The organism is Amycolatopsis sp. NPDC101161, assembly GCF_044768185.1.
Lineage (GTDB): Bacteria > Actinomycetota > Actinomycetes > Mycobacteriales > Pseudonocardiaceae > Amycolatopsis.
On sequence record NZ_JBIWPI010000009.1, the window covers coordinates 204212 to 226716 of the forward strand.

Below are 22505 nucleotides of genomic sequence, written 5' to 3' on the forward strand. Positions count from 1 at the left end.
CCAGAACGAGCAGGGCTCGGGCGGTCACGGTGGGAACCAGTTCAACGAGCAGGCTTCGTCGGGTGGCCACGGCGGCATCTTCCAGAACGAGCAGGGTTCCGGCGGTCACGGCGGCAACCAGTTCAACGAGCAGGCCAGCACGGGCGGCCACGGGAGCATCTTCCAGAACGAGCAGGGCTCGGGCGGTCACGGTGGGAACCAGTTCAACGAGCAGGCTTCGTCGGGTGGCCACGGCGGCATCTTCCAGAACGAGCAGGGCGCCGGTGGCCACGGTGGCAACCAGTTCAACGAGCAGGCCGCCACGGGTGGCCACGGCAACATCTTCCAGAACGAGCAGGCCCACCACGGCCACGGCGGCGACCAGTTCAACGAGCAGGCGTCCACCGAGCACCACGGCCACGAGCACGACCACCACGTCGACGAGCACCACCAGGACCACCACGTCGACCACCACCACGACGTCGACCACTACTGAGCCGGCGCGAGCAAGCGAGTAGCACGCAAGCAAGAGGGAGCGGTCATGCAGGAGCCGAGCGGCGGGGGGCGCATCGCCCTCGACACCCTCGACCTCGCCGTCAAGGGAGCGAAGGCCTACGGGCGGGACGACCTCGTCCAGCGCCTCACCGACGCCCGGCGCCTGCTGTCCGAACCGGACATCACCGTCTACGTCGTCGGGGAGTTCAAGCAGGGCAAGAGCTCGCTCATCAACGCCCTGCTGACCGCGAAGATCTGCCCGGTCGACGACGACATCGCGACCGCGGTGCCGACCGTCGTCCGCTACGCGCCGGAGTCCGGGGCTCTGGCGACCTACGAACCGGCCGACCCGTCGTCGCCGCCGTGGACCGAGCGGATCTCCCTCGAAGACCTGCCCACGCACGTCTCGGAAGCCGGGAACCCCGGCAACGTCCGGAAGCTCAAGTCGGTCACGGCGTCGATCAGCCGCCAGCTGCTCTCCGGCGGCCTGGCGCTGGTCGACACCCCCGGCGTCGGCGGGCTCGGCTCGCTGCACAACGCCGTCACCGTCAGCTCGCTGCCGCGGGCGCACGCCGTCCTCTTCCTCTCCGACGCCTCCCAAGAGCTCACCGGCGCCGAACTGCGGTTCCTCCGGACGGTCAAAGAACTCTGCCCCAGCGTCTTCTTCGTCCTCACCAAGATCGACCTCTACCCGCAGTGGCGGCGCATCCTCGAGCTCAACGCCGGCCACCTCGAAGCGTGCGGGATCGCCATCGACACCGTCGCCGTCTCCTCCGAGCTGCGCACCGTCGCGGCCCGCTCGGCCGACCAGGAGCTGAACGTCGAATCCGGCTTCCCGCAGCTGGTCAAGTGCCTGCAGGGCGTCGTCGGGGACGCCGAGCGGTCCGCGCTCAACGCCGTCGGCCTGCACGTCGGGTCCGCGGTCGGGCAGCTGCACGCGGCCCTGCGCGCCCGCCGCACCGCGCTCGCGCACCCCGAGCAGTCCGCCGCGCTCGTCGCGGAGCTGAGCCGGGTCAACGACCGCGTCGACGCGCTGCGCAGCCAGTCCGCGAGGTGGCAGCAGCTGCTCTTCGACGGTTTCGCCGACATTTCGTCCGATGTGGACTACGACCTGCGCGCCCGCTCCCGCGGCGTGCTGCACGAGGCGGAAGAGGCCATCGAGGACGGCGACCCCGCCAAGAACTGGGACGAGTTCGAGAAGTGGCTGCGCCAGCGCCTCGCGAACGAAACCCTCGAGAACTACACGACCTTCGTCAAGGAGGCCCGCGGCCTCGCCTCCCGCGTCGCCGAGCACTTCGAGCTCGCCGAATCCCAAGCCGTCCTGCCGCGCGAAGTCCAGGCGCCGGTGCGGGTCGTCGAGGAGATCGACATCGACTCGTCGTTCACCGGCGTCAAGACCCGCGGCACCACCGGCATGGCCGCGTTCCAGAAGGCCTACAGCGGCTTCCTGATGTTCTCCATGCTCACGAAGATGGCCGCGCTGGCCATCCCGACGCCGTTCGGGGTCGCCGCCGGCCTGCTGATGGGCCGCTCCGGTTTCCTCGACGAACGCAAGCGGCAGCTGGAGAAACGCCGCGGCCTGGCCAAGACCGCCGTGCGCCGGTTCGTCGACGAGTTCAACCTCCAGGTCGGCAAGGACTCCCGCGACGCGATGCGGACCGTCCAAAGAGAACTCCGCGACGCCTACAGCGCGCGCGTCGAAGAACTGCAGCGGTCCCTCACCGAAGCGCTGGCGAACGCCAAGAAAGCCGTCGTCGAGGACGACACCGAAGCGGCCGAGCTCAAGCGGCTGGAGGCCGACATCGAAGCCCTCGAAGTGCTCGGCCGCCGCGCCGACGAGCTCACCCTGCGCAGCGCCCCCAAAGCCGCGCCCAAGCCGGTCCCGGCGGTGACGCGATGACCCCGCTCTACGTCCAGGTCCGCGGGTTCGTCGCCCGCGCGTGCGCCGGGTACGCCGGCACGCCGGCCGAGCCGCAGCTGCGGCAGATCGCCGGCCGGCTCGCCGAGCCGCTGCGCGTCGCCATCGCCGGCCGCGTCAAGGCCGGCAAGTCCACGCTGCTCAACGCGCTCGTCGGGCAGGAGCTCGCGGCGACCGACGCGGGGGAGTGCACCCGGGTCGTCACCTGGTACCGCAACGGCCCGACCTACCGGATCATGCTGCACCCGGTCCGCGGGATGCCGCGCCAGCTGCCGTTCGGCCGCCTGTCCGGCACGCTCGGCCTCGAGCTTGGCATGGCCCCCGACGACGTCGACCGGCTCGTCGTCGACTGGCCGTCGCCGGCCCTGCGCGCGATGACGCTGATCGACACGCCCGGCCTCGGCTCGGCGCGCTCGGCCGTCTCCGGCCGCACCGAGGCGGCGCTCGTCCCCGAGGGCGACGGCGTCGGCACCGCGGACGCCGTCGTGTACCTGATGCGGCACGTCCACGGCGACGACGTCCGGTTCCTCGACGCCTTCCACGACGACCCGGCGCAGCGCCGCCCGGTGAACACGATCGGCGTGCTGTCCAAGGCCGACGAGGTCGGGCACGCCCGCACCGACGCGCTCGACTCGGCGGAGAAGATCGCCGGCCGCTACGCCCGCGACCCGCGGGTGCGGGGGCTCTGCCAGACCGTCGTCCCGGTGGCCGGCCTGCTGGCCAGCTCCGCCGCGTCGCTCAAGGAGTCCGAGTACCGCGCGTTCCGGGTGCTGGCCGCCGCCTCCGAAGCCGAGGTGACGCGGCTGCTGACCTCGGCCGACCGGTTCGCCCGCGCGGAGTCCGAAGTGGACGTTCCGGCGGCCGCGCGCGCCGATCTGCTGGACCGCTACGGCGTCTTCGGCGTCCGGCTGGGCATCGAGCTGACCGCGGGCGGCCACGTGAGCGGCGCGCGGGCGCTGTCGGGCGAGCTGCTGGCCCGCAGCGGCCTGCACCGGCTGCGGTCGCTGCTGACGTCCCAGTTCGCCGCGCGGGCCGACGTCCTCAAGGCGCGGTCAGCGCTGCAGGCGGTGGAACTGGTGCTACGGGCCTACCCGGACCGCACCGGCGGGCTGCTGCACGAGTGGGAGCGGATCGTCGCCGGGGCGCACGAGTTCGCCGAGATCCAGCTGATCGACTCGATCCGGCTGGGGGTCGTGCTGTTCACCACCGACGAGGCCCGCGACGCGGAACGGCTGCTCGGCGCGGCCGGGGTGGACGTGCCGAGCCGGCTGGGCCTGCCGGTGGACGCGGGCCGCGGCGCGGTCCGGCAGGCGCTCGGCGCGCAGCTGCTGAGGTGGCAGCGGCGCGCCGAGCACCCCGCCTCCCCGCGCGACGTCCGCGAAGCCGCCCGCGTCCTGGTGCGCACCTGCGAAGGAATCCTGCTCAGCGAAGCCCGGGCGGAGGTCCTGTCATGACCGAGCAACCCAAAGGCAAGATCAGGAAGGCCGTCACGGCCGCCGCCGGCGCCGTCGCGTCCGAAGTGGCCGGCAACGTGCTGACGCCGGGATCGCCCGGTGCGCCGCCCCCGCCGCAGCCCGAACCGGCCGCGGCCGAGACGCCGCACGCGGACACCGGCCACGAGTACGTGCCGCACGTCGAGACCAGCACCGTCACCCGGGGCGAGGACGGCTCGGTCGAGGCGCGCACCGGCACGGTCTGGCACCCGGAGACCGCCGCGGGCGCGCCGGTCCAAGACCTGCCGACCGTCGAGGAGTTCGAGCAGATCGACGTCCGCGAGGACGAGTTCGGCAACTTCGTCATCGACGCCACCGAGCGGTTCGTGGTGCACAGCCACGGCCACGACGAGGTCTACGTCGACCACCAGCACCTCGTGGTGCCCGGGGACGGCACGCCGGGCGACACGGACATCGACGTCGTCCAGGACGCCGACGTCGTGGTCCACGAGAACCCGGACGGCACGATCTCCGTCGAGCACGGCGGTTCGCTCACCTACGAGCTCACCCCCGACGCGCCGGGACACGGCGACATCGAGGTGTTCCAGGACGAATCGGTGACCCTCGACGAGGCGGCGAGCGGGCCGCCCGGGATCGCGGTCGGGATCAGCGTCGACGAGCAGGCGAAGGCCGACGACCCGTTCGGCGAGCCCGCCGGGCCGGTGATCCACCAGACCGAGACCGTGGGCGACAAGGCCCGGGGTCCCGCGGTGACGACGTCGGTCACCGTTCCGGCACCGCCCGCGGCGCCGGTCGCCGTGACCATCGGTCGTGTGTCCACAGTGGACCCCCAGCCGGCCGCGGCGGAGACGGCCGCGCTGGCCGCGTCTTCGTCGCTGGCCGAGCACCCGCCGGCGAAGCACAGCTTCGCGACGGAGCCCGAGCCGAAGCACCACGACGCCGGCGAGGTCACCGGCTCCCGGGCGCACCCGGCGGAGCGGGAGCACCCGTTCGAGCCGCCGCGGCACCCCGAGCCGGAGCACCTGCCGGACACCGGCCACCTCCCGGACGAACCGCCGCCGGAGCCGCCCGAAGCGACGCCGCCGGCGGAGCCGCCACCGGAGCACGAAGACCACCACGACCACCACCTCGCCGACCCGGACCCGGAGCGGGTCCCGGACGAGCACCCGACTTTTGACCACGCGCACGCGGATGGCGGAGGCTGACAATGGGCTACGGACTGGGCATCGACCTCGGCACGACCTTCACGGCCGCCGCCGTCGACAGCGCCGGCCACGTCGAAATGGTGTCGCTCGGCGACCGCACGGCGGCCATCCCGTCGGTGGTGCTGCTCCGGGCCGACGGCGGCGTGCTGGTCGGGGACGCGGCGAGCCGGCGCGCGGCGGTCGAGCCGGACCGCGTCGCGCGGGAGTTCAAGCGGCGCCTCGGCGACCCGACGCCGGTGCTGCTCGGCGGCGCGCCGCACTCGGTGGCGTCGCTGATGGCGCACCTGCTCGGGTACGTGGTCCGGACGGTCGCCGGGCAGCAGGGCGGGCGGCCCGACCGGATCACGCTGACGCACCCGGCGAACTGGGGACCGTACAAGCGGGAGCTGTTCGAGCAGGTGCCGCGGCTGACCGGGATCGACCGGGTCGGCCTGATCACCGAGCCCGAAGCGGCGGCGGCGCACTACGCGGCGCAGGAACGCCTCGACGACGGCGCGGTCGTCGCGGTGTACGACCTGGGCGGAGGCACGTTCGACGCGACCGTGCTCCGCAAGCGGGGCAACGGTTTCGAGATCCTCGGTTCGCCGGAGGGCATCGAGGGGCTCGGCGGCGTGGACTTCGACGAGGCCGTGTTCGGGCACGTCGACCGGGCGCTGGACGGGAAGCTGTCGCAGATCGACCCGGACGACCCGGGCGCGGTGGCGGCGGTCGTGCGGCTGCGCCAGGAGTGCGTGCTGGCGAAGGAGGCGTTGTCGGCCGACACGGAGGCGGCGGTCCCGGTGCTGCTGCCGTCGGTGCAGACGGAGGTCCGGCTGACCCGCGGCGAGTTCGAAGAGATGATCCGCCCGTCGATCACGGCGACGATCGGGTCGCTGCACCGGGCGCTGCGGTCGGCGAACCTCCGCCCGGCGGACCTGGGGGCGGTCCTGCTGGTCGGCGGCTCGTCCCGGATCCCGCTGGTGTCCCAGCTGGTGTCGGCCGAGCTGGGCCGCCCGACGGCGGTGGACATCCACCCGAAGTACGGGGTGGCGCTCGGCGCGGCGGCGCTGGCGTCGGGCCGGTCCGGGCTGGTGCAGGCGACGCGGGCCCAGCCGGTGCCGGTGCCGCCGCCGGTCCCCGTCCCGCGAGTGCCGGCACCCCGTCCCGAGACCCGTGAGCTGGCGACCCCCGGTTTCGGCGCGGGGGCACCGCCGCCGTCGCTGGGCCGGACCAAGTCCGACGCGAGCCCGGGCCGCCGGGCCTCGCGCCGCGGGGTGGTCGTGGGGCTGTGCGCGGTGGCGGTGGTGGCGATCGGCGGCGTTGCGGTGGCGGTGAGCAATTCGGGTGGGAGCGGCTCGGGAAGCACCCCGCCGGCGTCGAGTCCGGCGACCGACACGCCGACGCTGATGACGCTGCCGTCGCCCGAGGCTCCGGAAACGACGCACGCCACGGTGGCGGCACCGCACACGAACCCGCCGGCGACGACCCGGCGCAAGACCCCGCCGCGGACGACGACGCCGACGCGCACGACGACGCCGACGACGACCACGACCGCGCCGACCACGACGACGGCTGCGCCCACGACGTGATGCAGCGGGCGGTTGCCGCGACGGCAGCCGCCCGGCCCTCACAACCGCCACGCCCGGCCGGCTGCCGGGGACGGCCGCCCAGCGCCCAGACCCGCCCGTCACCGAAACGCCACTTCCGCGTCCAGGATGTGAGAGGTTTTCCAGCTCAACGAGTGAAGCCGCGCCCCGCTCCGTTGACCGCGCCTCCGGCGCCCCCGCAACTGGATCCCGTGATCACCACCCCGGCGCACCGGCCCACCACCGGCGTCCGCCAGCTCGCCCTCCTCGCCGCCGTGCAGGTGTGCGCCATGAGCCTGTGGTTCTCCGCCTCCGCCGTCGTTCCCGCCCTCCGTGTCGAATGGGGTCTCTCTCGGGAGCTCGCGATCCTGCTGACCGTCACCGTCCAGGCCGGGTTCGCCGCCGGGGCCGTCTGCTCCGCCGCGCTCACCCTCGCCGACCGGTTCCCGCCGCACCAGCTCATCGCCGGCAGCTCGCTGCTGGCCGCCACCGCGACCGGGCTCCTGCCGTGGTGCCCGCACGGACTCGCCGGCCCTTTGCGGTTCCTCACCGGCTTCGCCCTCGCCGGCGTCTACCCCGTCGGCATGAAAGTCGTCGTGAGCTGGTTCCCGCGGAAACGCGGCCTCGCGCTCGGCGTCCTCCTCGGCGCGCTCACCGTCGGGTCGGCCCTGCCCAACCTGCTGACCCCGTTGCCCTGGCGAGCCGTCCTGCTCTCGAGCGCCCTCCTGGCCGTGCTCGGTGCCGCCCTCGCCGCGGCCTTCGTCGAAGCCGCTCCAGCCGAAGCGTCGCCCTGGCACCCCCGCTACCTCCTGGAGATGGCGAAGGACCGCCGGCAGCGAAGGGTCTGCCTCGGCTACTTCGGCCACATGTGGGAGCTCTACGCGTTCTGGGCCTGGCTCCCGGCCTACCTCGCCGCCACCGGCGGCCCGCGAGGACCGGCCGCCTTCGTCGTGACCGGCCTGTGCGGACTCGCCGGCTGCCTGCTCGGCGGCGCGCTCTCGGACCGCTGCGGCCGGGCCGTCGTGGCGGTCGCCGCGATGCTCACCAGCGCCGGCTGCGCGCTGGTGTCCTTCCTCGCCGCCGGCACCGGCTGGCTGCTGCCGGTGCTGGTCGTCTGGGGCGTCGCCGTCATCGCCGACTCCGGCCAGTTCTCCGCCGCACTCGCCGAGACGGCCGATCCGCGCTACGTCGGTACCGCACTCACCGCGATGACCGCGCTCGGGTTCCTGCTCAGCGCCGGCACCATCCAGCTGCTGCCGCTCGCGGCGGACGCGCTCGGCTGGCGGGCCGCCGTCCCCCTTCTCGCCATCGGACCGCTGCTCGGCGCGCTCGCCATGCGCCGGCGGTAGCCTCGCGGACATGGCGGCAGAGCACGTGATCGTGACGTCCACGACCGACTCCGAGACCGCGGCCCGCGAGCTGGCCGCGAAGGCGATCGAAGAACGGCTGGGTGCCTGCGCGCAGGTCGTCGGTCCCGTGACCAGCGTCTACCGCTGGGACGGCGAGGTGCGGACCGACCGGGAGTGGCGCGTCGAGATCAAGACGACGGCCGGCCGCGTGCCCGCGCTGACCGAGCGCATCGGGCAGCTGCACGGCTACGACCTGCCGGAGGTGATCGCGACGCCGATCGTCGGCGGCAGCGCCGCCTACCTGTCCTGGCTCACCGCCGAAACCGCTGGCTAGATTCGGCAGCATGGAAGACCTTCGCCAGCGTTTCGAGTCCCTCACCACCGCCCACCTTGCGGACGCCTGCATCCGCGCCGGCCTCGCCGTGCGCTGCGCCCCGGCGCCGACGCGCGCGGTCGTGTCCGGCACCCGCCTGCTCGGGCCCGCGCTCCCGGCCCGGCACGTCGGCAGCGTCGACGTCTTCCTGGAGGCCCTCGAGCACGCGACCCCCGGTGACGTCCTGGTGGTCGACAACGGCGGCCGCCTCGACGAAAGCTGCGTCGGCGACCTGGTGGTCCTGGAGGCGCGCGCCGCCGGGCTGGCCGGGGTCGTGATCTGGGGCCTGCACCGCGACACCGCCGACGTCCGCGCGATCGGCCTGCCGGTGTTCAGCCTCGGCTCGATCCCCACCGGACCGCTCAGCCTCGGCCCGCGCGTCGACGGCGGCCTCGACGAGGCGGTCGTCGGGACCTGGCGCATCGGGCCGCGGGATCTGGTGGCAGGGGACGACGACGGCGTCGTCTTCCTCCCGCTGGACCGCGCGGCCGAGCTGTTCACCCTCGCCGAAGGCATCCGCGACACCGAACGCCGCCAGGCCGAGCGGATCCGGGCCGGCGAGCCGCTGCGGCAGCAGCTCCGCTTCGCCGACTTCCTCGCGGCGCGCGAAGCGGATCCGGCCCTGACCTTCCGCGCGCACCTGCGGGCCGTCGGCGGCGCGGTCGAGGAGTAACCCGGAAGTGTGATGTTCGCCCGACCGGGGTATCCCCGCGCAGCGGCGGCGCGGGAGGCGAAACCATGGACACCCTCATCGACTTCGGCAGGGACATCGAGTACCACTTCGCCCGCGGTCTGCGGGCCTACCTCGCCCGGGTCGCCCGCGCCGTCGGTGTCGGGTTCGAGTCGTGTTCGCTCGACCTCGACGTGCCCACCTCCGGCTACGTCGCGCTCGACCGCGCGCTGCCGGACCAGCCCGGGCACGACCTGGCGCTGATCTGGGACGAGGTGCACGGCTGGTCGGTGGCCGTCGAGCCCGCGGGCGGCGGCGCGCCGGAGGTGCTCGCCTACCTCGGCGGGCCCGAGGTCCTGCCGTCGCCGCGCACGGTCGCGCGGTTCCTCGATCTGCTGCGGTCCGCCGGCCTGCCCGCCGGCTCGTGCCGCCCGCCGGTGTTCCGGACGGCCGGGCGCCACGAAGACCTCGTCGACTGGCTGCCGGTCACCGGCCCCGAGGGACTGCTGCGGCCGAGCTCGCCGGGCTGGTGACGCCTAGGATGGGTCGGCCAGCGTCCCGTCCACCGAGGGAACCCCGTGACCAGCGCCGAACCGAGTCCCGTCCGCGTCCTCCTCGTTGAGGACCACGACATGGTGGCCGAGGCACTGCAGCTGGCCCTCGACCGCGCCGACGGGATCACCGTGGTCGGCCGCGCCCGCTCCCGGGCCGAAGCCGTCCCCGACGCGCGGGAACACCGGCCGGACGTCGTCCTGCTCGACCGGCGCCTCTCCGACGGCGACGCCCTCGGCGTCATCGCGGAGCTGGGGGAGACCGGAGCGCGGGTCCTCGTCTTGACCGGCGACGCGACGCCGTCGGTCGCCGTGCAGGTGGCGAAGGCGGGCGGCGCCGGGCTCCTGCTCAAGTCGTCGCAGCTCGGCTTGCTGGAGTCCGCGGTGCGCGACGTGGCCGCCGGCGGCATGGTCTTCGACCCCGAGCTGCTGCCCGAGATCTTCGACCGGCTCACCGGCCGGGCTCCCGCCCGCGGCGCGGACCTGACCGCGCGCGAACGCGAAACCCTCGACCTGCTCGCGGAAGGCGCCACGACCGAGGAGATCGGCGAGCGGCTCGGCGTCTCCCGCAACACCACCCGCAACCACGTCCAGCGCGTGCTGGAGAAGCTCGGCGCGCGCTCGAAGCTCGAAGCCGTCGCCGTGGCCCGCCGCGAGGGCCTGATCGGCTGATGCACCTGCACCAGTGACGCGGCCGGGGTTTGCATCTGGTTCCCCCGCCGGCCGCCCGGCACGCTGGACGCCGTGGACATCCCGGCGCCGCTCACGGCCGAGTGCGCCCTGACCGATCCGGCGGGCGGCTTGGCCGTCGTGCGCCGGTTCGCGCGCCTCACGCTGACGGCCTGGGCCTGCGACTCCGTCGTGGACGACGCGCTGCTGCTGCTCACCGAGCTCGCGACCAACGCCCTCCAGCACGGCGCCGGCCGCCCGGTCCTCCGGCTGAGCGTCGGGGCCGGGCACGTGCGCATCGAGGTGTACGACGACGACCCGGCGCCGCCCGTGCGGCGCTCGCCCGGTGCCGACGGCGGCTGGGGCCTCGCCCTCGTCGAGCGGCTCTCGCTGGCCTGGGGGACCGCACGCCAAGGGCTGGGGAAGGTGGTCTGGTGTGCGCTGTCCGCGCCGTCGGCCGAACTCGCCGGCTGACGCGCCGTGCCGGCCGGGCGCCCATCCGGCAGAGTTGCCCCATGGACGACGACGGGCGCGGCGAGGACCGGTTCCGGCTGCTGGTGCGCAGCGTCCAGGACTACGCGATCTTCCTGCTCGATCCCGACGGCCGCATCGAGAGCTGGAACGCGGGCGCGGAGCGGATCAAGGGCTGGCCCGCGGAGGAGATCATCGGGCAGCACTTTTCGGTTTTCTACCCGCCGGAGGACGTGGCGGCGGGGAAGCCGGCGTGGGAGCTGGAGGTCGCGGCGCGGGAGGGCCGGCTGGAGGACGAGGGGTGGCGGGTCCGCAAGGACGGGACCCGGTTCTGGGCGAATGTGGTGATCACGGCGTTGTTCGACGAGCGGCATCGGCTGGCGGGGTTCGGGAAGGTCACGCGTGACATGACCGAGCGCCGGACCGCCGAGGAGGCCCTGCGCGAGAGCGAGGAGCGGTTCCGGCTCCTGGTGCAGAACGTGCTGGACTACGGCATCTTCATGCTGGACCCGGGCGGGCGCATCTCGAGCTGGAACGCCGGGGCCGAGCGGATCAAGGGCTGGCCGGCGGAGGAGATCATCGGGCAGCACTTTTCGGTTTTCTACCCGCCGGAGGACGTGGCGGCGGGGAAGCCGGCGTGGGAGCTGGAGGTCGCGGCGCGGGAGGGCCGGCTGGAGGACGAGGGGTGGCGGGTCCGCAAGGACGGCACTCGCTTTTGGGCGAATGTGGTGATCACGGCGTTGTTCGACGAGCGGCATCGGCTGGCGGGGTTCGGGAAGGTCACGCGGGACATGACCGAGCGCCGGACCGCCGAACAAGCCCTGCGCGAACGCCGCCGGCTCGTCGGCCACCTCGTCGACGCCCAGGAGGTCGAACGGCGCCGGATCGCCTGGGACGTCCACGACGAGTCGATCCAGTCCATGGTCGCCGTCGGGATGCGCCTGCAGCTGCTCGCCTCCCGGCTGCCGGAGCCGCACGCGAGCGCCGTCACGGGCCTGGACGAGTCCGTGCAGGCTGCCATCGGCCGGCTGCGGGGCCTGGTGTCCCGGCTGCGGCCGCCGGAGCTCGACCGGCACGGCCTGGTGGAGGCGGTGTCCGGCTACGTCGACGACGTCGCGGGCCGCTGGGGGCTGGCGCACTCGGTGCGTGACGAGCTCACCGAGGAGCCGTCGCCGGAAGCCGCGATCACCGTGTACCGGATCTGCCAGGAAGCGCTCAGCAACGTCCACAAGCACGCGCGCGCCACCCGCGTCGACCTCCACCTGTCCACAGTGGACAACGGGACGTCCGTGCGGATCACCGACGACGGCGTCGGCATGGCCGGCGAGGACGCCGCCGCGGGCCACTTCGGGATGGTCGAGATGCGCGAACGGGCCGAAGCGGCGCACGGCTGGCTGTCGGTGACGAGCACGCCCGGCCGCGGCACGGTCGTGGAGTTCTGGCTGCCGGCGCTGCCCGACGTGGCGGGGCTGGAACCGTGACCGAGGTGCGGGTGCTGATCTCCGACGACGACGAGATGATCCGCGCCGTCCTCAAGGAGGTGCTCGACGCCGAGGCCGACATCGCCGTGGTCGCGGTCGCCGAAGACGCCGACGAGGCGATCCGGCTGGCCGAGCACCACCGGCCCGCGGTGGCGGTCCTCGACGTCCGGATGCCGGGCGGTGGCGGGGCCCGGGCGGCGCGCGAGATCGCCCGGTGCAGCCCGGACACGGCCATCCTGGCCTTCTCCGCCTACGCCGACCGGGCCTCGATGGCCGGCCTGGCCGCGGCGGGCGTCACCGAGTACCTGGTGAAGGGCGTGCCGAACGTGAAGATCGTCGAGGCCGTCCGGCGGCTCGGGCGGGCGTCGTGAGCGGTCAGCCGACCGGCCGGGGGCTCATCACCCCGTAGAAGTCCATCGGCAGCACCGTGAACAGCCGCCGCACCGCCCGCGACTCCCCGGGCTCCACCGTGAGGCGCGCGCCGGCGGCGTCGGCGAGGAGCTGGGCGCGCAGCAGCGAGTTCAGCCCGGCGACGGAGATGAACGTGACGCCGGAGAGGTCGACGACGACCTCCTCGACCTGGCTGCGGATGCGGGTCCGCAGCAGCTCGTCGAGGCGGCGGGCGGTGCTCAGGTCGACCTCCCCGCTCACCCGGACGAGGACGGTGCGCGGGGCGGGGCGCGAAACGCGCAGGGTCATGCGGCCGGCGTCGATCCAGCCGGGGGAAGTGAGCTCGTGGTCGGCCGAGCGAGGTTCGGGAACCATCGCGGCACACCCTTTCGTCAGGCAGCGGGGGCGGGCCGGACGTGAGGGCGAACGGGTGCCAGTCGAGGCAGCCTGCCGGCCCGGGCGCGGAACGTCCGGCAGCGGCTGACGGCTCAACCGTGAGCCTTCAGCATAGTGCACCTGCACTAGGTGGACCAGCGGGGCGCACTTTGCCGACCGGAAGGGGGGACGGACGACGATCCACACCGCGCCGCCGCCGACCGCCGGTCCGGCTGGCGTCCCCGAGCCCGGGCCGCCAGGCTGGCCACCGAGGAAGGAGCGCGCATGCCCACCACCGTCGTCAACCTCAAGGGCCACCGCGACGACCCGGAGTACGCCGACGTCGTCTACGTCGGGCGGCCGATGCACCGGGGCGGCTGGCACCTCGCCGGGTCGCGGCTCGCCAGCCCGTTCCGGCCCGGCCCGGACGGCACCCGCGAGGAGGTCCTCGCCAAGTACCGCGAGCACCTGCTGGCGCGGCCGGACCTGCTCGCGCTCCTGCCGGACCTGCGCGGGAAGCGGCTGGGGTGCTGGTGCGTCCCCGAGCTCTGCCACGCCCAGGTGATCGCCGAGGTCGCGGATCACGGGCCGTAACGAACCCCACCCCCTCCGCGAGTAACCTGGCGACACGAGGGGGTGATCGACGGTGTCCGCGCGACGACTCGGAGGCTTCGATCAAGCGGAACTGCCGGCGGCTCACCGGATCCGGTGGTGGGTCGCGGCGGTGGCGGCGGGGCTCGTCGCGACCGGGTTCGCCGTCGTGCCGTACCTGCCGTTCTTCCAGAGCTGGACGTTCGTGCGGGACCCGAAGGTCGCGAGCGTCATCACCTGGACCGTGCTGCAGACGTCCGTCGTGGCCGTTTCCGCGGTGCTGACGCTCTACTTCATCGGCCGGGCCCGCCTCGAAGCCGCCGCCTTCCGCGCGAACCAGATCGACATCCGGCTCTTCGCCGACGAGCGCCCCGAAGGCAGCCACGACCGCGAGATCGACTCCGCGGTCGAGCTGACCGCCGCGTTCAAGCGGATCCTCAACGACTCGCGGCTCTACACACCGACGCCGGTACCCGGGGTGGGGAGCTCCTACGACTTCATCCAGATCGTCGAGCACGCCGGCGACGCCGCGGAAGGCTGGTGGAAGGCCGCCACCAAGCTGGTCCGGCTCGCGCAGCCGCCCGCCGCGTTCACCGTCACCGGGACGGTCCGGCCCGGCAACACCTCCGGCCGCTACCAGCTCATCCTCGAGCTCGTCCGCGTCCCGCGGTTCGCCGCGAGCCCGCTGGTGATCGAGGACGAGAACTGGCCGCGCGTGCTGCACCGCGCGGCCAACGCGGTCGCCGCGCTCGTCATCCCGCGCAGCGCCTACGTCCGCACGAACATCCACTGGGCGGCCTGGCGGGGCGCGAAGATCCCGTACGAGCTGTTCGACGCCTACCAGCGCGCCAACCACTTCATCACCCACCGCCGCTACGACGAAGCCCTCGCCGAGTACTACCGCGCGGTGAGCCTGGACCCGTCGAACGTCTACATCAGACTCGAGATCGCCGCCCTGCAGGAGCAGCTCGACCTGCACCTCGACGCGCTCGCGACCTACGACGACGTGATCACCGTGTGCAGCCGGGGGCACCCGGCGCTGGCCCGCTGGTGGATCGGCCCGGACTTCGCGCGCCAGCCGCGGCACGCGGGCCGCGGCCGCGGCGTCGCGCTGCTGATCGCCCGCTACCGGCACGCGCTGGTCCTCGGCCACGGCGACTCCGTGGCGGGCTCCTGGTGGGTGCGGCGCACGACGGCGGGCGCGCCCGACGACGCGCGGGCGTTGCGCCGGGCCGAGCTGCGGACGGCGCTGGAGCTGCGCTTCCGCCGGTACGTCGAGCTCGACGTGCGGGTGCGGCCGTACGCGATCCCGCCGGAGAAACGCCTCGAACTGCACCGCCGCGTGCTGAAGGTGCCGGTCGAGGAGATCGTCGTCCACGAGGCCACGCCGGAGCGGCTGGCGGAGTACAACCAGCGCGCCGCCGAGATGCGGTCGTACCTCGGCGCGCTGTCGCAGTACGAGATCGAACGGCTCATCGCGGACTACCGCCGGTTCGGCAGGCGCTGGCGCAGCAGCTGGCACCAGCTGACCAACCGCGCGCTGGACCTGTCCCTGGTCTGGGCCGTGGTGCGGCGGGCGATGGCCGACGTCGAGCCGGTGACCGGCGCGGTCCCGGTGCCCCAGCCGGCCTACCCGGCCAGCCGCGTGCGCCTGGCCGACGTCTGCCCGGACCGGCGCTGGCCGCCGGATCCCCAAGCCCTCGACGACACCGTCGAAGCCGCGGGCCCGCGCAAGTCGTGGGAAGAGTGCTACAACGCGGCGAGCGTGTACGCCGTGGCGATGCTCGAAGTCGGCCCGCGGGGCGAACGCGACCTCCGCGACCGCGCGCGCAATCCGCGTCTGGTCGGCGAAGCGCGGGACGAAGTGGCCCGCCGCGCCGTCCGCGAGCTCTACCACGCCGCGACGATCAGCCACAGCGGCCGGCTGCCGGAGCGCCGGTCGTGGGTGATGGGGGAGGACCCCGACCTCGTGGCGCTGCGCGGGCACGAGCTGTTCCGGGTGTTCGAGATGGTGACGTTCTCCCCGGACCGCGCGGCGCCGCTGCGGCCGCAGCGCGTGCACGTCTGGGAACAGGTCAGCTACGTCCGGCGCCTCGTCGGCGAGATCGCCGCGTGCCGCGCGCACTTCTGGCGCGCCCGGGCCGCCGAAGCCGCACCGGACGACCGGACGCTCGACCGCTGGCGCTCGGCCGACCGCGACGCGTGGCGCAAGCTGGCCGAGCTCGCGACCGGCAAGCAGGACTGGTACACGCGCTACCAGGCGATCCGCGCGTTCCGCGCGTGGTCGGCCGACTCGGGCTACCCGGGCGCGATCGAGGGGTTCCCGCTGTACAGCGAAGAACGGCTGCACGCCCAGCTGCGCGGCGCGGCCGGCCCGCGCGGGAGGACGGGCCTGGACGCGAACATCGTCGTGCGCGAGTACGTCCGGTTGTGCGACCAGCGGCTCGACCAGCTGGCCGCGGACATCGCGGCACTGGCCGAGCCGTCCCCGGTGACGGGCTTCGCGGCGTGCGCCGACCTGTGGACGGCCCTGAGCGCGTGGTTCGACGACGACATCGCCGACGGCTCCTCGGCCGACGAGCGGCGCGAGCGGTTCCGCAAGCTCGCCCGGCCGTAGGGTGGTCCGGTGCGGACGAGGTTGCGGACACTCCGCGTCGGGGAGCGGACTTGCACGTGGCTGGCCACTATCGGCCAGGTTGCGGGCGACGGCGTCGACGTCCACCGCTGCATCAGGGTGCGCGTGTGGGGTGCTGGGAAGAACGGCCGCGCCCTGGAGGCCGACTTGCTTTCGAAGGCCATGAGCGTGGGCTGGACCCCGGCCGCGACGGACGGCTCCTACCCGGCGGCGGCCGACGTCCGGCGCCTCGTCGAGCACGCGCTGACCCTCGGCTGGGACCCCGCCGCGGTGGGCGGGACCTTCCGGCTCACCGAGGACCACGGGCTGGAGCTGCCGGGCTTCCTGATCACCGATCGGGTGCGCGACCCGCGCGCGCCGGACCCGACCGCGCGGGTCATCCGGGCGTTCGAGACTGCTGCTTCAGAACTTGATCGGCATTGATCCTGGTACGGGCGCGAGTGCCGGAAGCGCGGCCAGGACCGACAGTACCCGCCAAGTCGCCTCAGGAGCGCCGCGTGTAGCGGTGCTTCACCCCGACCGGGAAGTACTCCGGGTCGCCCGCCGGGCGCAGCACGATGTCCGGCCGCTGCCGCTCGGGCGGGACGTAGTGCGCGAACTCGCTGTTGAGCCGGCGCAGCTCGTCGCGGACCGCGTCGGCGATCGTGGCGGCGTCGGCCGTCGCGCCCGGGGCCGTCTCGACCGTGATGCGCAGGCGGCGGTCGCGGTCCTCGTCCTCGACCGACTCGATGACGAACTTGCCCGTGACCGTGTCGCTGATGCCCGGCCGCTCCAAGCCGACCGTCACGTTTTCCGGGTAGACGTTCGCGCCGAAGAACGACACCGTGAAGAGCGACCGGCCGAACACGTACACGAACGGCAGCTCCGGCCCGGGCGGCGGCGTGAAGCCGTGGCGGGCGCAGAAGTCCAGCAGCTCGGCGTGCGGCAGGACCCCGCCGTCGTCGGCGATGTGGTAGCGGATCAACGGGATCCCGCCGTCGCCGGTGAAGACGAGCGTGCCCTCGTGGACCTCGAAGAAGCGGCTCGCCGGGTCGTACTGCACCAGCGTCGGGAGCCGGGCGTCGCCGAAGACTTCGCGCGCCAGCTCGGGGCGGTCGGCGAAGAAGCGGCGGATGCTTGCCGACAGCGGCGTTTCGGTGCCGAGGACCCCGGCGTCGGCCGTGCCGTACAGCGACGCGACGTCCCGCACCGGGTCGGCCACGCCGGCCCGCCGGGCCACCAGCTCGCGCCACTGCTCGCTGAAGACCTCGCCGGCCAGCACGAGCTTGATCGCGTACGCGGCCCAGTCGACGCCCTCCGCGACGCCGGTGTCGACGACGTCCTTGACGAACGGTGGGTAGCCCAGCAGCACCACCTGCTCGAAGTGCGGCGCCAGTTCCGGGAGCACGCGCAGGATCTCGGCCTTGTTGTTGCCCGGTGCCACGACGGTGATCGGGCAGCCCTTGGCCGCGAGGTGGCGCACGCACGCCGTCGTGAAGAGGCCGCCGACCCACGTGCCGAGCGGGAAGCAGACGACGGCGAGGGTGCGGCGCCGGTCGGCTTCGAAGGCGTCCACCAGGACCGTTTCGAACCGGCGGGCGACGTGCAGCTCGTCTTCGAGGGCACGCGGCCAGATCGTCGGGTGGCCGCTGGAGCCGGACGAGACGGCGATCATGTCGAGCCCGTCGAACGTGCCGCCGCGGCACAGCTCGGGCAGCGGGTACTTCCGGTGGTAGCCGTCCTTGTCGAGCAGCGGAAGCGTCCGGAAGTCGGCCATGGTCCGGATGTCCCCGGGCGCGACGCCGTGCTCACGGAGGAACTTCCGGTACGCGGGCACGGTTTCCGCGGTCCGGCGGAAGAGGTCGAGGACGTGGTCGCCGTCCGGAGGCTCGGGCGGGCCGAAGAAGGTGTCGAACGCCTGCCGCACGCGGGTCTGCCGGCCGAGGTCCATGATCGGAGCATAGCGGCGGGCACGTGTCATGATGTGCGGCGTGAGCACGTCCGCGGAGCAGGAGCCCGCCGGCTCGCCGTTGACCCTCTACCTGGTCAAACGGCTCGAGCTGGCGATCAGGGCCCTGCTGGACGACGCGCTCCGGCCGGTCGGGCTCACGACGTTGCAGTACACGGCGCTGTCGGTGCTGGAGGCCAGCGGCCCGCTGTCGTCGGCGCAGCTGGCCCGCCGCTCGTTCCTGCGCCCGCAGACGATGCACGAGATGGTGCTGGCGCTGGAGAAGCGCGGCCTGATCGCCCGGACGCCCAAGCCGGACAACCGCCGCGTCCTGCTGGCCGGCTTGACGGACGCGGGCCGCGCCCTCCTGGCCGGCTGTGCCCCGGCGGTGGCGGAGGTGGAGGGCGCGTTGCTGGCGGAGCTGAGCCCGGCCCAGCGCGCGACGTTCCGCGAGGGGCTCCAGCACGGAGTGCTCGCGCTGGGTGCCCTGTCGTCGCAGCGGCGTTCTCAGGAAGGCTGATTCCGCGCGGCCTCCTACCGGCGTACTGGTGACGGCCAAGTGGCGGAGGTCTTCAGGCTTGCCGATAGGCCGGTCGAGTGGTCGCCGAAGAGGGCGCGTTCCCCGGGTGTGGGAAGGGGCGTTGAGGGGTAAGTCCCAGACCTGCTTTCCGCATGTGGAGGTTCGCCGACCGTGACCAGGGCTCGCGACAAGGGTGGCGTGAGAACCGCCACCCGGCGCGTGCTGGTGGTCTTCGCAGCAGCGGCGGGGTTGTGGCTGGTGTCTTGGCTGTTGTCGGGGCACGCGGAGGCGGCGGGCCGGGACGCGGATCCGCTCGGCGCGGTGGTGGCCGGGGTGCTGGGGGAGCCGCCATCCGGTGGCGGCGGTCCGGTGGCTGATCCGGTTTCGCACGCGGTCGCCCCGGCGACGAAAGCCGTGGCCAAGACGGCGCCGCGAGTTCTGGAGCCAGTTGCGCGCGCCGCCACGCCGGTGCCGCCAGTGGTTGCGCCGGTGGCGCGAGCTGTGCCGCCAGTGGCCGAGCCGATTTCGCAGGTCGTGCGGGCGGCAGCGCCCGTAACCGCGCCCGTTTCGCATGTGGTTTCCACTGCGGCGGCGTTGGTCGAGCCAGTTTCCCAGGCAGCAGCGCCCGTGACCGCCATCGTGCCGCGTGTTGTCGCGCCAGCGACCCAGCCGGTCTCGCAGGTGGTTGCCGCCGCCGCGCCCGTGGTTGAGCCGGTCTCCCGGGTCGTGCAAGCGGCGGCTCCCGTGGTCGAGCCGGTCTCGCAGCTGGTGGGCGGCGCCGCGCCGGTGGTGCGCTCACTCAAGCCGGTCCTCGAACCGGTCTCCCAGGTCGTACGTGCCGTCCAGCCGATCCTCGCGCCCGTCGATCGGGTCATTCGCGCGGCTGCTCCCGTGCTCGACCCGGTCGGGCAAGCCGTCGAGCCCGTTGTGCGCCCGATCGAACCGGTCAGCGGAACCGTCGTCACCCCCGTCGGTGACCCCGCTGCCGCGACCCCGGCCACCAAACTGCTGCTCTCGCCCCCGGCTCTCCAGGTGAAAAACCAGCCACCGGCGGCAAAACCCGAGCTACCACCGACCGAACCGCAAACCACCACCGCCACACCGGCCGCCCACGCCCAGCCCTGCACCCGCACCGAAGCGCGTCTCGCCGCGAAAGCCCAGGCCACAAAACACATCGCGGCGCAGACGCCCGGCCCCTCGCCGGCGCCGAGGTCCCCGGCGGTTCCCGCCGACGCCGCCTGCGGGACGGGTCCGACCATCCCGCCCGCCTTCCTGACCCCCGACCACGGACCCCGGGCGACCCGGGCGTTCACGCGGTCGCACGGGCACTTCGTGCCGCTCTGGCGCCCCTGCAAGCCCGGTACCGGCCCCGGCTGATCTCGCCCCGATCAACTTCGCCGTCGCGGTTCGCGGCGCGTTCCGCGCTGCCCGCGACCAGTCACCACCACTACCCATGCGTGAAAAGGGGCGAAAATGGAAGCGAATGTGTTCGATCTCGGGAAAGTGCGAAGAGACTCGGTGGTCACCATCCGGCTGGACGCGATGGCCAACGTCAGGCTCCTGACGAAGGTCAACTTCCAAGCCTACCGGCGCCGGCAGTACTACCGGATGCACGGCGGGGTGGCCACCGCACCGATGTTCAAGATCCACATCCCGGCCAACGCGCACTGGTTCCTCGTGCTCGACGTGGAAGGGCTGGAGAACCTGCCGCTGCGGCCCCGGGTGAGCGTCGAACCGGAGCCCGCCGTCATGGCTCGTGGACGCACCGGCCCCCGGTGAACGTCATCGCGACCTTCGCGGCCCCGATCTCCCGGTCGGGGCCCGCGAAGGGGTCGCGGTCGAGCACCACCATGTCGGCGCGGTGGCCGGGCCGGATCACGCCCGTGTCGTCGAGGTGGTTGACGTGGGCCGAACCGGCGGTGTACGCGGTGATCGCCGCGGCCAGGCCGATCCGCTGGTCCGGCAGGAACGCGGGGACGTCCTCGCCGTACGGGACGCGGTTGACCGCGACGTGGATGCCCTGCAGCGGGTCGGGGCTGCTCACCGGCCAGTCGCTGCCGGCGGCCAGGGTGGCCCCGGCCTGCAGCAAGGCGCCGAACGGGTACTGCCACGCTGCCCGTTCGGCGCCGAGGAAGGGGATGGTCAGCTCGTCCATCTGAGGTTCGTGCACGGCCCACAGCGGCTGGATCGTCGCGGTCGCGCCGAGCCGCCCGAACCGCGGGACGTCGTCGGGGTGCACCACCTGCAGGTGCGCGAGGTGGTGGCGCCGGCCGGTGCCGTTCGCCGCGCGGGCGGCTTCGACAGCGTCGAGCGCGTCCCGCACCGCGCGGTCGCCGAGCGCGTGGAAGTGCACCTGGAAGCCGTGCGCGTCCAGGAGCGTCACGTACTCGCGCAACGCCACCGCGTCGACGAAGCTCAGTCCATTGTGGCCGGTGCCCAAATAGGGGCCGAGCAGTGCCGCGGTGTGGTTCTCGGCGACGCCGTCCAGCATGATCTTGACGGTCTCGGCGCGGAACCCGCTGCGGCGCAACGACTCCCGGCGGTCGAGGAGCTCCGGGAGCTGTTCCGCGCCGCGGGCGCGGTCCCACCAGAGCGCGCCGGTGACGCGGGCGGTCAGCAGCCCGCGTTCCGACGCGGTCGCGTACGCCCGCGACGGGTCCGGCATGCCGCCGTACTCGCCGAGCAGCGCGTCCTGCCAGGCGGTGACGCCGAGCGAGTGCAGCAGCCGCTGCGCCCGCAGCAGCCCGGCGAGCTCGTCGACCTCGGTCACCGGCGGCAGCAGCCGGGTGACCAGGTCCATCGCGCCCTCCTGAAGGACGCCGGTGGGGCCGTCGGCGTCCCGCTCGACGCGGCCGTCCGGCGGGTCCGGGGTGTCCGCGGTGATGCCGGCGCGGGCGAGCGCGGCGCTGTTCAGCCAGGCGCCGTGGTGGTCGCGGTTGACCAGGACGACCGGCCGGTCCGCGACGACGGCGTCGAGCAGCCGGCGGTGGGGGAGGCCGCCCGCGAAGGTGTCCAGGGACCAGCCGCTGCCGGTGAGCCACTCGAGCCGCGGGTTCGCCCGCGCGTACGCCGCAACGGCGTCGAGGCAGCTCACAACGCTCGTGGCGCCGGTGAGGTCGCACTTGCCGAGCTCGACCCCGCCGCCGACGGCGTGGATGTGTGCGTCCTGGAACCCGGGCAGCAGCAGGCGCCCCCGCAGGTCGACGACCTCGGTGCGCGGGCCGAGGTGCGGGGCCGGGTCGGCGCCGACGGCGGTGATCCGGTCGCCGCGGACGGCCGCGAACCCGGCCCGGCCGCCGGCCGTGAGCACGGGGCCACCGGTGAAGACGAGGTCGGCGTGCATGCCCTCGATCTTCCCGCATCGACGGGCCGGCGCGGGGTACCCGGCCGGGATGCAGACGTTCCTGCCGTGTGCCGACTTCACCGCCAGCGCCCGCGCGCTCGACCGCCGCCGGCTCGGCAAGCAGCGCGTCGAGACGCTCCAGGTGCTGCGCGCGCTCGTGATCCCGGGCTACGGCTGGCGCCACCACCCGGCGGCGAAGATGTGGACGGGGTACGAGGAGGCGCTGACGCGCTACGGCCTCGAGGTGTGCGCGGTGTGGTGCGAGCTGGGTGCGGCGGACACGTGCGCGGTGAAGCTTTCCGACGAGTTCGCGCACGCGATCGGCCGCACGGCGGTCCGCACCCAGGCCGAACTCGCGGCCACCGGCGACTTGCCGCCTTGGCTGGGCGACGAAGCCCTGCACCTCAGCCACCAGTCCGCACTGGTGCGGAAGGACCCGGAGCACTACGCGGCGCGGTTCCCGGGGGTGCCGGACGACCTGCCGTACGTCTGGCCGGCGTCGGACCGGCCGCCACGCGCCGCCTGAGCGGAGCCCGCCGGCCGG

22 protein-coding genes and 1 pseudogene are annotated in these 22505 nt (G+C 73.7%); 20 read left to right on the plus strand and 3 right to left on the minus strand.

Annotated elements, in window-relative coordinates:
- The 13 genes and pseudogenes from ACIRSS_RS49520 to ACIRSS_RS49580 form a co-directional block, all read left to right on the plus strand.
- Positions 1-475, plus strand: a pseudogene (locus ACIRSS_RS49520) (glycoprotein); the annotation flags it as partial.
- Positions 476-520: 45 nt separating this feature from the next.
- Complete coding sequence (locus ACIRSS_RS49525; RefSeq protein WP_400909306.1) at positions 521-2374, plus strand: dynamin family protein; 1854 nt, start codon at positions 521-523, stop codon at positions 2372-2374.
- Positions 2371-3846 carry a dynamin family protein gene (locus ACIRSS_RS49530; RefSeq protein WP_400909308.1) on the plus strand — a complete coding sequence of 492 codons (1476 nt, stop codon included), beginning with the start codon at positions 2371-2373 and terminating at the stop codon, positions 3844-3846. The genes ACIRSS_RS49525 and ACIRSS_RS49530 overlap by 4 nt, the downstream gene beginning before the upstream one ends.
- Positions 3843-5051, plus strand: coding sequence for a hypothetical protein (locus ACIRSS_RS49535; RefSeq protein ID WP_400909309.1), 1209 nt, complete (start codon positions 3843-3845; stop codon positions 5049-5051). Before ACIRSS_RS49530 ends, ACIRSS_RS49535 begins: the two co-directional genes overlap by 4 nt.
- A gap of 2 nt (positions 5052-5053) precedes the next feature.
- Complete coding sequence (locus tag ACIRSS_RS49540) at positions 5054-6619, plus strand: Hsp70 family protein (protein WP_400909311.1); 1566 nt, start codon at positions 5054-5056, stop codon at positions 6617-6619.
- A gap of 209 nt (positions 6620-6828) precedes the next feature.
- On the plus strand, positions 6829-7965 hold the full coding sequence (locus ACIRSS_RS49545; RefSeq protein ID WP_400909313.1) for an MFS transporter: 1137 nt from the start codon (positions 6829-6831) through the stop codon (positions 7963-7965).
- Between the two features lie 10 nt (positions 7966-7975).
- A complete protein-coding gene (gene cutA, locus ACIRSS_RS49550; protein WP_400909315.1) occupies positions 7976-8299 on the plus strand; it encodes a divalent-cation tolerance protein CutA in 324 nt (107 codons plus the stop codon).
- Between the two features lie 10 nt (positions 8300-8309).
- The gene (locus tag ACIRSS_RS49555; RefSeq protein WP_400909317.1) at positions 8310-9011 is read left to right on the plus strand and encodes an RraA family protein; all 702 of its coding nucleotides are present in this window, start codon (positions 8310-8312) and stop codon (positions 9009-9011) included.
- 65 nt (positions 9012-9076) lie between these two features.
- Entirely contained in the window at positions 9077-9541 is a 465-nt protein-coding gene (locus tag ACIRSS_RS49560; RefSeq protein WP_400909319.1) for a DUF6292 family protein, read from the plus strand.
- Between the two features lie 45 nt (positions 9542-9586).
- Positions 9587-10231, plus strand: coding sequence for a response regulator (locus tag ACIRSS_RS49565; RefSeq protein ID WP_400909321.1), 645 nt, complete (start codon positions 9587-9589; stop codon positions 10229-10231).
- 72 nt (positions 10232-10303) lie between these two features.
- On the plus strand, positions 10304-10702 hold the full coding sequence (locus ACIRSS_RS49570) for an ATP-binding protein (protein ID WP_400909323.1): 399 nt from the start codon (positions 10304-10306) through the stop codon (positions 10700-10702).
- A 41-nt stretch (positions 10703-10743) separates the two neighbouring features.
- The gene (locus tag ACIRSS_RS49575; RefSeq protein WP_400909325.1) at positions 10744-12180 is read left to right on the plus strand and encodes a PAS domain S-box protein; all 1437 of its coding nucleotides are present in this window, start codon (positions 10744-10746) and stop codon (positions 12178-12180) included.
- Complete coding sequence (locus tag ACIRSS_RS49580) at positions 12177-12551, plus strand: response regulator transcription factor (protein WP_400909327.1); 375 nt, start codon at positions 12177-12179, stop codon at positions 12549-12551. Before ACIRSS_RS49575 ends, ACIRSS_RS49580 begins: the two co-directional genes overlap by 4 nt.
- A gap of 4 nt (positions 12552-12555) precedes the next feature.
- On the opposite strand, the gene ACIRSS_RS49585 is transcribed toward ACIRSS_RS49580, so the two are convergent.
- Positions 12556-12945, minus strand: a complete 390-nt coding sequence (locus ACIRSS_RS49585) for an STAS domain-containing protein (protein ID WP_400909329.1) — start codon at positions 12943-12945, stop codon at positions 12556-12558.
- Positions 12946-13230: 285 nt separating this feature from the next.
- Here ACIRSS_RS49585 and ACIRSS_RS49590 point away from each other — a divergent pair, with 285 nt between their 5' ends.
- From ACIRSS_RS49590 to ACIRSS_RS49600, 3 genes are read left to right on the plus strand one after another with little or no spacing between them, the layout of a single operon-like run.
- A complete protein-coding gene (locus ACIRSS_RS49590) occupies positions 13231-13539 on the plus strand; it encodes a DUF4326 domain-containing protein (RefSeq protein WP_400909331.1) in 309 nt (102 codons plus the stop codon).
- 52 nt (positions 13540-13591) lie between these two features.
- The gene (locus tag ACIRSS_RS49595) at positions 13592-16153 is read left to right on the plus strand and encodes a hypothetical protein (protein WP_400909333.1); all 2562 of its coding nucleotides are present in this window, start codon (positions 13592-13594) and stop codon (positions 16151-16153) included.
- A 9-nt stretch (positions 16154-16162) separates the two neighbouring features.
- Entirely contained in the window at positions 16163-16594 is a 432-nt protein-coding gene (locus tag ACIRSS_RS49600; RefSeq protein ID WP_400909335.1) for a hypothetical protein, read from the plus strand.
- A 61-nt stretch (positions 16595-16655) separates the two neighbouring features.
- On the opposite strand, the gene ACIRSS_RS49605 is transcribed toward ACIRSS_RS49600, so the two are convergent.
- Positions 16656-18101: a phenylacetate--CoA ligase family protein gene (locus tag ACIRSS_RS49605; RefSeq protein WP_400909337.1), complete on the minus strand. Its 1446-nt coding sequence runs from the start codon at positions 18099-18101 to the stop codon at positions 16656-16658.
- 28 nt (positions 18102-18129) lie between these two features.
- Here ACIRSS_RS49605 and ACIRSS_RS49610 point away from each other — a divergent pair, with 28 nt between their 5' ends.
- From ACIRSS_RS49610 to ACIRSS_RS49620, 3 genes are all read left to right on the plus strand, one after another.
- Complete coding sequence (locus ACIRSS_RS49610; protein ID WP_400909339.1) at positions 18130-18618, plus strand: MarR family winged helix-turn-helix transcriptional regulator; 489 nt, start codon at positions 18130-18132, stop codon at positions 18616-18618.
- 198 nt (positions 18619-18816) lie between these two features.
- Positions 18817-19995, plus strand: coding sequence for a hypothetical protein (locus ACIRSS_RS49615; RefSeq protein ID WP_400909341.1), 1179 nt, complete (start codon positions 18817-18819; stop codon positions 19993-19995).
- Between the two features lie 96 nt (positions 19996-20091).
- The gene (locus ACIRSS_RS49620; protein WP_400909343.1) at positions 20092-20397 is read left to right on the plus strand and encodes a DUF1883 domain-containing protein; all 306 of its coding nucleotides are present in this window, start codon (positions 20092-20094) and stop codon (positions 20395-20397) included.
- Here ACIRSS_RS49620 and ACIRSS_RS49625 read toward each other — a convergent pair.
- Positions 20366-21961 carry an amidohydrolase gene (locus ACIRSS_RS49625; protein ID WP_400909345.1) on the minus strand — a complete coding sequence of 532 codons (1596 nt, stop codon included), beginning with the start codon at positions 21959-21961 and terminating at the stop codon, positions 20366-20368. The genes ACIRSS_RS49620 and ACIRSS_RS49625 overlap by 32 nt on opposite strands.
- A 49-nt stretch (positions 21962-22010) precedes the next feature.
- Between ACIRSS_RS49625 and ACIRSS_RS49630 the strand changes: the two genes are divergently transcribed.
- The gene (locus ACIRSS_RS49630) at positions 22011-22487 is read left to right on the plus strand and encodes an MSMEG_6728 family protein (protein WP_400909529.1); all 477 of its coding nucleotides are present in this window, start codon (positions 22011-22013) and stop codon (positions 22485-22487) included.
- Positions 22488-22505 lie beyond the last annotated feature (18 nt).